We start from the raw sequence: 12,894 nt of genomic DNA on the forward strand, positions 1-12,894 counted from the left end.
GTGGATTTCGTCAGCAAGCGCTGGTGGTATTTCGGATTCTCCGCTCTGGTCATTTTGGCGGGCATTGTGTCCATGCTGATACCCCCGGCCTTCCGAGTGGGCATAGAGTTTACGGGAGGCTCGGCCCTGTCCATCACTTTTGATCAGCCCGTCAGCCAGTCGTCGCTCCGGGATGTGCTGACCGCGTTGGGACACCCAGAGGCGGTGATTCAACGCACCGGTGAGCGCTCCTTCCTGGTACGGACAGCTTTCTTGAAAGAAGGTCGTCCTGCCCAGGGCGACCAGCCTGCCGTCCCCTCCGAGTCGGAAACCATCCGTCAGGCCTTGGCGGAACGCTTGGCTCCCATAACTGCCATGGAGATAGCGTCGGTGTCCCCCATTGTAGCGGGGGAGACGGTGCAACGGGCCATTATCGCCGTGGCGGTGGCAGCGGTGGTCATCCTGTTTTACATCTGGTTCGCCTTCCGCCGGGTGCAGAAGGCGTGGCGCATGGGCGTGGCGGCGGTCATCGCCCTCATTCACGATGTCCTGGTAACCCTGGGGCTGTTCTCGCTTTTGGGCAAGTTCTTCAATGTGGAAGTGAACGCCATGTTCATCACGGCGGCTCTCACTGTGGTGGGCTACAGCGTGCACGACACCATCGTGGTGTTTGACCGCATCCGGGAGAACGCCAGCAAGGGGGTGGCGAGAGATTTGGAGGGAGTGGTGAACTTCAGTATCGCCGAGACCCTAGGGCGTTCGCTGAACACTAGCCTGACCACTCTGCTGGCCTTGCTGGCCCTCCTGTTGCTCGGCGGGCCGACCATACGCTCCTTCCTGCTGGCCATGGCCATTGGAATTATTACGGGGACCTATTCCTCCATTTTCACCGCTGCCCAAATTCTGGTGGCCTGGGAGCGGGGGGAGTGGCGGGGTCCCTTTAGGGCGCGGCGGGGGGTGGCTGTGGCGGCTAAGCCTAGTGGGGCGTAGGGACTCTATTCAGGCACGAGCACGACCCGCCCCAGGGGGTGCTCCTGGGTGAGCAGGCGGTAAGCCTCCAGAACCCCCTCCACGCTGAGGGGAAGGGTGCGGGCGATGACGGGGCGAATGCGCCCCCCCTGGACAAGGCGAGCAGCATCGGCCACCTGCGCACGGGAGACCCCCGCTACGCCGATGATGCGGGCGTCTTTGAAGATAACCTCTGCCGGCGACAGGGAGATGCTTCCGCCCCGCAGTTCCCCTACCAGCACCAACCGTCCGAACTGTGCCAGGGCCCTCCAACATGCGGCGAAGGCGTCCGCCCCGATGATGTTCAGCACAACCGAGCACCCCTCGTCCTCTGTGAAGGCGAGCGCCAGGTCGCCGAAGGCCAAGTCGGGGGTTACCAGCACCTGGTCGGCCCCTAGCGTGCGCAGGGCCTCCTCCTTCTGAGGGGATGTGGTTTGGGCTAGCACACGGGCTCCCAGGGCACGGGCAAGTTGCACGGCGTGGGTGCCCACTCCCCCGCCTGCAGCGGTAACCAGAACAGTTTCGCCAGCGCGCAGGCCCGCCGCATCCCGTAAGGCGTGGAGGGCCACCCCTATAGGGCAGGCCAGCAGACAGGCCCCGATCACGTCGGCCTCGGGGCTCAAACGCACCAGGGCTAGTTCGGAGAGTTTGACATAATCGGCGAAGCCCCCGTCGCCCCCGTGTCCGATTCCGGTGCCCCGCAGACAGCGGTGTTCTTTCCCTGTGGTGCAGGGGAGGCACCATCCACACGGCTCCGTGAGCAGGGAGACCACCTTGTCCCCAGGGACAAGGGAGAACACCAGTTGCCCCACCTCTTCCACAGTGCCGGCGATTTCATGGCCCAGCACCACCCGTGGCTTGACCCCTCGTCGTAGGACACCCCGCATGACCAAGATGTCGTGATAGCACACGCCACATGCCGCCACTTTCACCAGCACATCGTGGGGGCCCAAACTGGGGCGTGGAAAGGTGTGTAGGGCCAGGCGGGGCGGATGACCCGGGGCTTCCAGCACAAGGGCTTTCACGGGACTCTCCTGCGGAATGGATGGGAGGTGCTCTCCCCCCTTATGGCACACTATCATGCAGGAGCAGACCGTTGCACGCAAGGGAGGAGGGCTATGCGCATCGGGGCGCATGTTTCGGCGGCGGGCGGTGTAGACAAGGCTGTTGACCGTGCCCAGGAGATGGGCGCAGAGTGTTTGCAACTGTTCGCAGGGGGCGGACCCCAGTCCTGGCGTTTCACCCACCCTGGCCCCGCCGCCTGCCAAGCCTTTCGCCAAAAGAGCCAGCAGACGGGCATTGCCCCCAACTTCATGCACGGCATTTACCTGATCAACCTGGGCACCCCCGACCCGTCCCTGGTAGCCAAATCGGTGGAGGCGCTGGTGCAAGGCATGGACTTGGCGGCAGATTTGGGCATAGCCGGGGTCATCTTCCACCTCGGGAGCCACAAGGGTGCGGGGCAGGATGCCGTCTTCCAGCAGGTGGTGCAAGCCATCCAGCAGGTGCTGGCCCGCGCCAAGCCGGGGCCGTGGCTCGTGATGGAGAACAGCGCAGGAATGGGCCAGCACATCGGCTCCTCGTTTGCAGAACTGGGGCGCATATTGCGGGCGGTGGACAGCCCCCGCCTCAAAATCTGCCTGGATACCCAGCACTGCTGGGCAGCCGGCTATAATGTAGCCTCACGCGAGGGGCTGGAGAAAACGCTGGACGAATTTGACCGCGCGATCGGCCTGCGGCACCTGGTGGCAGTGCACGCCAACGATTCCAAAGTGCCCCTCGGCTCCGGGGTGGATCGCCACGAGAACATTGGGGATGGGCTGATTGGGGCTCAGGGCTTTGTGACCATCCTCTCCCACCCCGCCTTACGAGATGTGCCATTTTACCTTGAGGTGCCGGGGCCCGATGGAAAAGGCCCAGATCGTACCCAGGTAGAGCGATTGAAAGCCCTGCGCGCCCAAGCAGGGGTCCCAGCCTAGCCCATGCCCGTGCGCCTCTCCCGCCGCGCCTTCCGCCGCTTAGTGCAGCAAGCCATAGCCGCCCTTCCGCCCCCTGTCCTGGCCTACCTGGACAATGTGGACATCCTGGTGCAAGACTGGCCCACTCCCCAACAACTGCGTTCCGTGGGCGCAGACAGCCCCTATGACCTTCTGGGGCTGTATGAGGGCATTCCGCAGACGGAGCGGGGCTTTTACACCCTGGTCTTGCCCGACCGTATCACCCTGTTCCAACGCCCGATAGAGGCCGTGTGCACCACCATTGAGGAGATGGCTCACCAGGTGCGCACCACCATCCTCCACGAGCTGGCCCACCACTATGGTTGGAAAGACGCCGATATGCAACGCTTGGGGTTGGCGTAGGGCTGTTGCCCTGATTGTCTCCTTGCTAGACTAAAGCCAGAACGGGCTTTTACCGATGGGATAGTGGTCGGATACGATGGTGGTGCGGGCACTGTATGACCTTCAACAGATAGATACGGCCCTGGAGGCCTTGCAACGCTCCCTTGCCTCCTTGGAGGCGCGGCTGCGGGACACATCGGCCGTAGACACCGCGCGGGAAAGTGTGGAGCAAGCCCGCCAACAGGAAGCGACCCTGCGCAGTCGCCAACGCGACTTAGAGTTGACCTTGAAAGGGTTGGAGGATAAGGTCCGCGACATCGAGGGGCGCTTGTTCAGCGGGCGCGTGACCAACCCTAAGGAACTTCTGGCGATGCAGGAGGAGATGCGCTTGCTGAAGGAGCGCATTCGGACGACGGAGGACGCCCTCCTAAAAGCGATGGAGGAAGTGGAGCACGCCAGCCGAGCAGTGCAAATGGCCCAGGAGGCATTGTCTGCGGCCGAGGCCCACTGGCGCACCCAACGCCAGCAGTGGGAGCAGGAATACCAGCGCTCTCGCCACGCCTGGCAGGCCCTACAGCAACGTCGGGAGGCACTGACCCAGACGATCGACCCCTCATCCCTGGCGATGTATGTCAGCCTGCGGGGGAGTAAAAACGGCATCGCTGTGGCACGCGTGGAGCGGGGCATTTGTCGCGCGTGTGGGGTTGCAGTGCCGCAGGGGACCCTGGCGCGGGCGCGGGCGGGCGAAGAGATGGTGCGCTGTCCCTCCTGTGGGCGCCTACTCTATGCGGAGTGAGGTGCGCGCTGGCAAAAAATCACAGCGTATGCTATGCTTGGAAGAGGCAAGGGGGCCGGGCGACCGCTCCTCCGCAATGGAGGGGAGGAAAGTCCGAGCACCGCCGGGCAGGGTGCTGGGTAACACCCAGGCGGGGCGACCCGACGGAAAGTGCCACAGAAACCACACCGCCAGCGGCCGGCGGGTATTCGCCGGTGCGGGCAAGGGTGAAATCGGGGGGTAAGAGCCCCCGGCCGTCCGTGGCGACACGGCGGCGGGCAAACCCCACCCGGTGCAAGGCCCAATAGGGGGAAAGGGTGCCCGGCCCAGTCCCCGGGTAGGCCGCTAGAGCCGTCCAGCAATGGACGGCCCAGAGGGATGGTCGCCCCTGGCACTGTTGTGCCAGGACAGAACTCGGCTTATAGGCCCCCTTGCCTTTCAGATCAGCGACCGGCTCTGGCCCCCGTCAACGGTATAACACGCCCCCGTAATCAGATCTGCCCGCTCCGAGCAGAGGAAGGCCACTAGCGCTCCCACCGGCTCCGGCCACCCGAACTTCCCCATAGGCAGGTTGCGGGCGATGAACTCCTGCACCACCTGGGGTGGGCTGTTTTTGACGAAGCGGTCCCACGACCCGCCCGGGAACAAGATGGACCCCGGCGCAACACTATTACACAACACCCCATACGGAGCCAGGGTCGTGGCCAAGTGTTTGGTGAATGCAATGAGCGCCGCCTTGGCCACCATATAGGAGGGTGCTCCCCCATACTCCCGCCCCCAAATGGAGGCGATCGTAACGATGCGTCCCCAACGCCGTTCCTTCATCCCCGGCAGAACGAGACGGCACAGGCGCACCGCCGCCAAAAGATTGAGGTTCAGGGTGTCCAGCCAGTCCTGATCCGTGGCGGTGTCAAAGTCCCTGCCCCCGCGGGTGCCCCCGGCGTTGTGCACCAGGATGTCCACCCTCCCAAAGGCCTCCAGCGTTTTGTCGTAAAACTGTTGACATCCCTCCGCCGTCATGACATCGGCCTGTATCCCTAGCGTTTGGAGGCCGGCGCGGCGGAACTCGTCCTGGGCTTGGTGAATGCCCTCAATGCCGCGTGCACAAAATGCCACTTTACAGCCCTCCCGAGCCAAGGCCCACACGCACTCTCTGCCCAAGCCGCGGCTCCCCCCGGTAACCATTGCCACCCGTCCGGCGATGCCCAAATCCATATGATGCCTCCTGTCAGAGAGCATTGCGCAAGCAGGTATGGTAGCATGCCCGCAGAGGAGGCGATATATGCCCATCCCCACCGTTATAGACACTGATCCAGGAACCGACGACGCCTTGGCCCTATTTATGGCGCTGCGTTCCCCAGCCTTATCCGTGGAAGGGGTAACCACTGTGGGAGGGAACGCCTCCCTGCGCCATACCACTGCCAACGCTGTGCGCCTGGTAAACGCCTTCGGCGTTCCGGCTATGCCTGTAGCTGCGGGTGCCGCGCGCCCGCTGCGGGGGCGGTTCTCCTACGCCTACCATTTCCACGGCCACAACGGTCTGACCATATCCCTTCCACCTTCCCGCCGGCCGATATGCTCCCTGACCGCATCGGAGTTTCTCGTCTCCAAAGGCTATAGCTTCGCTGGACATCTGCTCATAGTAGCGTTGGGGCCACTGACCAACTTGGCCCGCGCCCTACGGGCGGAAAAGCGGTTCAAGGAGATGGTGAACAAGCTGGTGATTATGGGCGGGGCCTTGGACGGGCAAGGCAACACCACCCCGTATGCCGAGTTCAACATTTACAACGATCCCGAGGCGGCAGCTGCGGTGTTGGCCAGTGGCATCCCGACGACGCTGGTAGGGTTGGAGGTGTGCCGGCTGGTCTACCTGACACGCCAAGATCTGCCCCGTTTCCAGGATGGGGATGCCTCCGCCCGCCTGCTGGGGCGCATGCTGGAGGAATGGTTCCGCCTGCACCCCGAGCGGGAGCGGTATGAGTTGTGCGACCCCTTGGCTCTGGCAGTGGCCCTCGAGCCGGGGATCGCCACCCTGGAAGGCAGAACGGTGCAGGTGATTACCGACGACGGCCCCCAACGGGGACGCACCGTTGTGCACGGGCCGGGGCCTGTGCAAGTGGTAACCCGTGTGGACATTCCCGCCTTCTTCCACTTGTTCTGGCAGCTGATGGGGATCCCCACATAGGAGGATGTGGATGCCGTGGCAACCGATGGATCCGGCGCGCGTGCGGGCCATCTTCGCCTCCATTGTGCCCCGCTATGACCTGATGAATACCGTCATGACTTTCGGCACTCATAAGGTGCTCAAGCGGTTGATGGCCCGTATCGCTGTGCAGGGGTCGAGGGTGTCTGGCTTGGCTTTAGATGTGGGATGTGGGACAGGGGATGTGGCCCTCTATCTGCTCAAACGCAACCGCACTCTGCGGGTGGTGGGGGTGGATCCCGTCCGTCCCATGCTGGAAAGGGCTGTGCAGAAGGCCCAGCGCGCAGGGGTAGCCCAGCGCTTTATGCCCCTGCTGGGTGATGGGATGGCCTTGCCCTTTTCCGATGGCGTGTTCGGTGCCTGTGCGTGTGCTTTCGTTCTGCGCAACACTGCGGATCCCCTGGCCGTCTTGCGGGAGATGAAGCGGGTTCTGGCCCCTGGGGGCTATCTCGTTGTCTTGGAGTTGTGCGGGCACGAAAGCAGCATCGCCGAACGGGTGTTCGGCTTCTATGTGCGGCGTGTGGTACCCCTCTTAGGACGCCTCGTTACAGGTAACCCCGAGGCCTATGCTTATCTGGCCTTCTCCACCGAGGGCTTCCCCACCCCTCGGGGTTTGGCCCGCTGGGTGCAGGAGATCGGAGTGGGGCCGGTGCGCTTGTGGCAGCCCAGCCCTAGCATCGCCCTCATCTGGGCACGGCGCATGGAGGGGGCGACCTAGCATAGCACGCCTATGTGGGCAGGTTTGGGGGGTGGTCTATGCCTCTCGTGGTCATTCCGGATAACATCGGGTATCCCAAAGACCTCCCCGCTCACCTGACCGAAGGGCTGGGGGAGGTGCGCCATTATAACGACCTCCCCACGCCGGAGGAGTTCATTCGTCGCGCTCGGGAGGCCGATGCCTTGATCTGGGCGTGGGTGAAACTAACTCCTGCCCTCCTGGATGCCCTCCCCCGACTGCGAGTGGCTTCCTACATGGGCGTCGGCGTGGGGAACTACATAGACCTGGACCACGCTACGCGGCGGGGAATTACGGTGTGCAACACGCCTCACTACGGTGACGACGCCGTAGCTGAGTTTACCTTCGCCCTGATCCTGGCATTGGCCCGCAAGGTTGTGGAGGCCGATCGGAGCCTACGGGAGGGGCGATGGGAGCAGGAGGCCCTGGCGGGCTTGGGCCTACGGGGGAAAACCCTGGGGATTGTGGGGCTCGGAGGTGTGGGGAGCCAGGTGGCCCGCCTGGGACGCGCCTTCGGCATGCGCGTGCTCTGTTTCACGGCGCGTCCTTCCCCCCAGCGGGCGCAGGAGCACGAGGTAGAGTTCGTTTCCTTACAAACGCTTTTGCGAGAGGCCGATGTGGTAACCCTCCACTGTGCCCTGACGCCCCAGACCCGGGGCCTCATCGGAACCAGAGAACTGGCTATGATGAAGCCCACTGCCTTCCTGGTGAACATGGCCCGCGCCGAGGTGGTGGATACTGACGCTCTAGCTACAGCCTTGCGGGAGGGGCGTATTGCAGGGGCGGCGATTGATGTGTGGGAGGAGGAGCCACCTCCCCGCAAGCACCCTTTGCTTCTTGCCCCCCGCACCCTGCTGACGCCCCACCTGGGGTGGAACGCCGACACGGCCAAATGGCGCATGCTGGAAATCGCTTTGGGGAACATCCGCGCTTTTTTCGCGGGGCGTCCACAGAACGTGGTCAACCAACCCCAGCAATAAAGCCGCAGAGAGCTGACCCTGGGAAAGCCTCTTCCCCTCTTGACAGAAAAGGGCCTCATTTTTATGCTTTGTATAACTCGTATACGAGGGGGGATTATGCGCAAAGCAGTGCGCAGCGCGGGCTTGTTGGCGCTTTTAGCTTTTGTTGGTCTGCTGGTTTGGGGGTGCGCACGGGCTGCACCCACCCCTGCACAGCAAGGCGCCGGCGGGCAGGCCCCTGCCGCTCCGCAAGCACCCGCCGCCCAGCCAGCCGCCCAGCAGGTTTTCCACCTGAAGATGCAGAGCAGCTGGCCGGCCACTTTGGCCGTCCACGAGCAGGCCGTTTGGTTCGCCCAGCAGGTGGAAAAGTTAAGCGGGGGACGCCTGAAGATTGAGATGCTCCCTGCGGGGGCGATTGTGGGGGCCTTTGAAGTGGCCGACGCCACTAGCAAGGGGGTGATTGACGGTGCCCACACCTGGCCTGGCTACTGGGCGGGGAAACATCCCGCGGGGAATGCCCTCTCCCACGGCGTCCAGTTCGGGATGGACTTCATTGACTTCTACGGCTGGTATTGGGAGGGAGGGGGCTGGGAGCTACTGAACGAGTACTACCAGCAGGTGCTCAAACTGAACATCGTCTCTTTCCCCATCCTCACCGCGGGTCCCCAGGCGTTGGGCTGGTTCCCTAAGGAGATCAAGAACATGGACGACCTGCGGGGCCTGAAGTATCGCATCCCTGGGATGGGTGCAGAGATCATGCAAAAAGCTGGGGTCAGTGTGGTTACCCTGCCGGGTGGGGAAATTATCCCCGCCCTGGAGCGGAAGGTCATTGACGCCGGCGAGTGGATAGGATGCTTGGAGGACCAGCGCTTGGGCTTTCACAACATCCTGAAGATTCACTACTCTCCGGGCGTCCATGAGATCGTAACGGTGGGGGATGTGATCTTCAACAAGGATGTCTGGGACAAACTCCCGGCGGATCTCCAGGAAATTGTGAAAATCTCGGCACAGCACCTGTATTTCCGCTGGTGGGTGCGTTTCCACAAACAGAACGCCGAAGCCTGCGAGGCGTTGATGCGGCAAGGGGTGCGCATTATGCGCACGCCCCCCGATGTCTACACGCAACTGCTGAAGATCTGGGACGAGATCACTGAGGCCCAGGCGGCCAAAGACCCCTTCTATCGTAAGGTGGTGGAGTCCCAGAAGAAGTATGCTGCGCTGGTCGTCCCCTATCGCCTCTCCTATTGGCCCTCCTATGAACTGGTGGGCAACTACTACTGGAGGGACAAGGTCTATATGCGGTAGTCTGCGGGGGGGCTGACATCTGGTGCAAGGGGGCTGGCCCATGTTTGCCAGCCCCCTTGCGAAAACGGCTTGGGACAGGCTAACTTGTTCCCGCGATGTCTCAATTTCCACACCTCCTATGACCGCTTCCACACCTCCTATGACCGCGAGGTGCACCTATGGAGAGGCTCCTGCGGGTAACAAAGGTAATTGACACCATCGGGGAATGGATAGGAAAGACCTTCGCCTGGTTGATTATCCCCCTGGTGGGGGTGATGACCTATGAAGTCATTTCGCGCAAGTTCTTCGGCTCTCCGACGGTGTGGTCCTATGACATCACTTATATGCTCTATGGGAGCATCTTCATGCTGGGGGCGGGCTACACGCTTCTGAAAAAAGGGCATATCCGCACAGATATTTTCTATAACCGTTTCCCTGTGCGTGTGCAGGGGACTATTGACGCGGTTCTCTACCTGCTGTTCTTCTTCCCGGGTATGGCCTTCTTCCTGTGGGCGGGGTGGGACGAGGCGTGGCATGCCTTCACCATTCGCGAGAAGTCGGATGCGAGCCCGTGGCGACCGCCTTTGTATCCCTACAAGTTTGTGATCCCCGCAACGGCGGCTCTGCTCATCGTCCAGGGCGTCTCTGAGTTTCTCAAGAGCGTCTATGCCATGCTGAAGGGGCGATGGCCATGAGCGACGCATATCTGGGCTTGGTGTTGCTGGGCACCCTTTTAGTGGGAATCTTTGTGGGATTCCCTATCGCTTTCACCCTCGTCATTTTGGCCGTGGTCTTCGGGTTTATAGGCTTTGGGTCCCGGGTTTTTGACCTGATGGTGTTTCAGGCGGTGGGGTTGATGAAGGAGGAGACCCTGGCAGCCGTCCCCTTGTTCGTATTCATGGGGTATGTGCTGGAGCGGGCGGGTCTGATGGAGCGCCTGTTTCGGGCGTTCCAGTTGATCCTGGCCCCGGTGCGGGGCTCACTTTACTTGGGCGTGCTTCTGACGGCGACGGTGTTTGCTACCGCCACCGGAATTATCGGGGCATCGGTCACCGTCATGGGGCTTATGGCGGCCCCCTCTATGATCAAGAGCCGCTACAACCCGGCATTAGCGGCAGGGGTCATTACGGCCGGGGGGACGCTAGGCATCCTGATACCCCCCAGCGTGATGCTGGTGTTGATGGGGCCGGTGATGGGGGTCTCCATTGTCAAACTTTTCGCCGCAGCATTTATCCCCGGCCTGGTGCTTTCGGGTTTGTATATGGCATATGCCCTTGTGCGGAGTTACCTGAACCCTAATCTTGGGCCTCCCTTGCCCCCAGAGGAGAGGGTGTCTTTTTGGAAGGGGATGCAGGAGTTACTGATCGGGGTTATCCCTTTGGCGGTGCTGATGTTTGCCGCCTTGGGGAGCATTATTCTGGGCTGGGCAACCCCTACTGAGGCCGCCGCCATGGGGGCCTTTGGTGCCCTTTTGTTGACGGTGGTTTATCGGCGGCTGAATCTGGCTCTCTTACGGCGGGCCGCCTTCCAAACGATTCAAACCTCTAGTTTGGTCTTGTTCCTTGCCGTTGCGTCCAATATTTATGGTGCTGTGTTCTCCCGCCTGGGGACCTCTACCCTTATTACCGAAACCCTTCTAAAGTTGCCCCTGCCCCCTATGGGGATGCTTCTTCTGCTCATGTTGGTCATCTTCCTGCTGGGCTGGCCGTTAGAGTGGCCGGCCATCATCTTGATCTTCCTCCCCATTTTCCTCCCGTTGGTCCAAGAGTTACAGTTTGATATGGTATGGTTCGCCACCCTCGTGGCCGTGAACTTGCAGACCGCTTTCCTCTCGCCGCCCGTGGCGATGGCAGCCTACTATCTGAAGGCTGTCGTTCCCCAGTGGAGCCTCACAGATATCTACAGAGGGATGCTGGAGTTTATGGTCTGGCAAGTCGTCGGGCTTCTGCTTGTGCTGTTCTTCCCCGCTTTGGCCCTCTGGTTGCCCAGTGTGCTGTATAAGTAGCAGGGAGAGAAGTGCAGGAAAAGCACTGCACCTCATAAGGGTCGGGCAGTAACAGCAGGCGAGAGTCAGAGGACAGCCTAACAGCCTGCCCGACCCTCACCCTTGAAACGGGCCGAAGAAGTGGGGGCTTCCCCCGTTGGCCTCGCCCCCCAAAAAGGGCGAACAAGCGCCAGCGCTGCGCGGTGCGCCCCCCGTCCAGGCCATAGAGGGCACCCACCACACCCCTTCACCTCTGAGCCCCTTGACAGGGAAGGCCGAGCGTGTTATACAGGCCGTGAAAAATTACCCTATTAAGGAAAGGGGGTATTGTGAAGCGCAGTATTTGGTTGGTCTTTGCCCTCGTGGCCGTGCTGGTGGGTATCCTTGGGATAGCACTGGCGTGTCAGCGTCCTCAACCCACACCCACGCCGTCTCAACCGGCGGCCCCTGGTGTGGCCCAGCCCGCAGCACCCCCAGGTGCACCAGCGCCGCAGGTGATCACCTGGAAGATCCAGACCGCCTTCCCAGCCACGAGCCTCGCCCACATAAGCTTTGTGGAATTGGGTAAGAAGATTGAGGCCATGAGCGGGGGGAGGTTCAAATGGGAGGTCTTGCCGAGTGGAGCCATCGTGCCCCCCTTTGAAGCGGCCGATGCGGCGTCTAAGGGGGTTCTGGACGGCGCTGGGTATGTCCCGGCGTACTTTGTGGGTAAGCACGCCGGGGCGAGCCTGTTCGGAACCGGCCCCTCCTTCGGGATGGATGCCAACGACCTGCTAGCCTGGGAATATTACGGGGGCGGGTGGGAGCTCTACCAGGAACTTCTGCAGAAGGAGATGCAGTTGAACCTGGTGGGATTCCACTTCGGTCCCATTCCCACCCAGCCCTTCGGATGGTTTCGGAAGCCCATCCGCTCGGTGGAAGACTTGAAGGGGTTGAAATACCGCACCGTGGGGTTGGCGGCTGAACTCTTCACCAACATGGGCGCTTCAGTGGTCAGCCTCCCGGGCGCTGAAATCATCCCCGCCCTGGAGCGGGCGTCATTGACGCCGCCGAGTGGAACAACACCACCGACGACAAGACCCTCGGCTTCCCCCAAGTAACCAAATACTACTATCTCCAGAGTTTCCACCAGCCGGTGGAGTACCTGGAACTCCTCATCAACAAAGACAAGTGGGATGCCCTGCCCCCGGACCTGAAGGGACTTGTGCGCTACGCCGTTATGGCCGATATGCAGTGGCGCTGGATAGATCTGAACAGTAAAGACCTGGTGGAGATTCAGCGATTGGGCGTGCAGGTGTTCCAGACTCCCCCAGAAATCCTGAGGGCCCAACTGGATGCCTGGGACAAGATCATCGATAAATACACCCACGACCCGCGCGTGGGGCCCTTCTTTAAGAAGGTTCTGGACTCCCAAAAGGCGTGGGCGAGCCGGGTGGTGCCCTGGAAAGTGCGCATCTACGTGCCCAACATCTACGCCTATGAGAAATACTGGGCGAAGTAGACGCACTCTATTCCCCATACGGATGGGGGCCAAGGGGAGCAGGGGTTACCTGTCCCCCTTGATGTGCTTCCAACCTGCAGACAAAGGCGTCCACGCGACGCTACCATAGGTCAAGTCCATATGCGC

At 61.8% G+C, this 12,894-nt stretch carries 12 protein-coding genes, 1 other RNA gene and 1 pseudogene; 12 read left to right on the forward strand and 2 right to left on the reverse strand.

What is annotated here, in order from left to right; all coding sequences use genetic code 11:
* Entirely contained in the window at positions 1–969 is a 969-nt protein-coding gene (gene secF / locus NZ951_00860; protein MCS7206482.1) for a protein translocase subunit SecF, read from the forward strand.
* A gap of 5 nt (positions 970–974) precedes the next feature.
* Here the strand turns inward: secF and NZ951_00865 are convergent, their stop codons facing one another.
* Entirely contained in the window at positions 975–2,012 is a 1,038-nt protein-coding gene (locus NZ951_00865) for an alcohol dehydrogenase catalytic domain-containing protein (GenBank protein ID MCS7206483.1), read from the reverse strand.
* Positions 2,013–2,105: 93 nt separating this feature from the next.
* Between NZ951_00865 and NZ951_00870 the strand changes: the two genes are divergently transcribed.
* The 4 genes from NZ951_00870 (at position 2,106) to rnpB (ending at position 4,539) form a co-directional block, all read left to right on the forward strand.
* Positions 2,106–2,966: a deoxyribonuclease IV gene (locus NZ951_00870; GenBank protein MCS7206484.1), complete on the forward strand. Its 861-nt coding sequence runs from the start codon at positions 2,106–2,108 to the stop codon at positions 2,964–2,966.
* Between the two features lie 3 nt (positions 2,967–2,969).
* On the forward strand, positions 2,970–3,347 hold the full coding sequence (locus tag NZ951_00875) for a metallopeptidase family protein (GenBank protein MCS7206485.1): 378 nt from the start codon (positions 2,970–2,972) through the stop codon (positions 3,345–3,347).
* 76 nt (positions 3,348–3,423) lie between these two features.
* Positions 3,424–4,122 carry a C4-type zinc ribbon domain-containing protein gene (locus NZ951_00880; protein MCS7206486.1) on the forward strand — a complete coding sequence of 233 codons (699 nt, stop codon included), beginning with the start codon at positions 3,424–3,426 and terminating at the stop codon, positions 4,120–4,122.
* Positions 4,123–4,169: 47 nt separating this feature from the next.
* Positions 4,170–4,539: RNase P RNA component class A (gene rnpB, locus NZ951_00885), an RNA gene on the forward strand.
* On the opposite strand, the gene NZ951_00890 is transcribed toward rnpB, so the two are convergent.
* Positions 4,540–5,316 (reverse strand): SDR family oxidoreductase, encoded by a 777-nt coding sequence (locus NZ951_00890; protein ID MCS7206487.1) that lies wholly within the window; start codon positions 5,314–5,316, stop codon positions 4,540–4,542.
* 67 nt (positions 5,317–5,383) lie between these two features.
* Between NZ951_00890 and NZ951_00895 the strand changes: the two genes are divergently transcribed.
* The 7 genes and pseudogenes from NZ951_00895 (at position 5,384) to NZ951_00925 (ending at position 12,768) form a co-directional block, all read left to right on the forward strand.
* The gene (locus NZ951_00895) at positions 5,384–6,286 is read left to right on the forward strand and encodes a nucleoside hydrolase (GenBank protein ID MCS7206488.1); all 903 of its coding nucleotides are present in this window, start codon (positions 5,384–5,386) and stop codon (positions 6,284–6,286) included.
* A gap of 10 nt (positions 6,287–6,296) precedes the next feature.
* Positions 6,297–7,022 (forward strand): ubiquinone/menaquinone biosynthesis methyltransferase, encoded by a 726-nt coding sequence (locus tag NZ951_00900; GenBank protein ID MCS7206489.1) that lies wholly within the window; start codon positions 6,297–6,299, stop codon positions 7,020–7,022.
* A gap of 38 nt (positions 7,023–7,060) precedes the next feature.
* Positions 7,061–8,020 (forward strand): glycerate dehydrogenase, encoded by a 960-nt coding sequence (locus tag NZ951_00905; protein MCS7206490.1) that lies wholly within the window; start codon positions 7,061–7,063, stop codon positions 8,018–8,020.
* 96 nt (positions 8,021–8,116) lie between these two features.
* Positions 8,117–9,304 carry a TRAP transporter substrate-binding protein gene (locus NZ951_00910; protein MCS7206491.1) on the forward strand — a complete coding sequence of 396 codons (1,188 nt, stop codon included), beginning with the start codon at positions 8,117–8,119 and terminating at the stop codon, positions 9,302–9,304.
* A gap of 158 nt (positions 9,305–9,462) precedes the next feature.
* Entirely contained in the window at positions 9,463–9,978 is a 516-nt protein-coding gene (locus tag NZ951_00915; GenBank protein ID MCS7206492.1) for a TRAP transporter small permease subunit, read from the forward strand.
* Entirely contained in the window at positions 9,975–11,288 is a 1,314-nt protein-coding gene (locus tag NZ951_00920; GenBank protein MCS7206493.1) for a TRAP transporter large permease subunit, read from the forward strand. Before NZ951_00915 ends, NZ951_00920 begins: the two co-directional genes overlap by 4 nt.
* 560 nt (positions 11,289–11,848) lie before the next feature.
* A pseudogene (locus NZ951_00925) lies at positions 11,849–12,768 on the forward strand (TRAP transporter substrate-binding protein).
* The last annotated feature ends 126 nt before the right edge of the window (positions 12,769–12,894 follow it).

The sequence above is a fragment of the Dehalococcoidia bacterium genome, assembly GCA_025060295.1.
Classification (GTDB): Bacteria; Chloroflexota; Dehalococcoidia; order Lucifugimonadales; family HRBIN23; genus HRBIN23.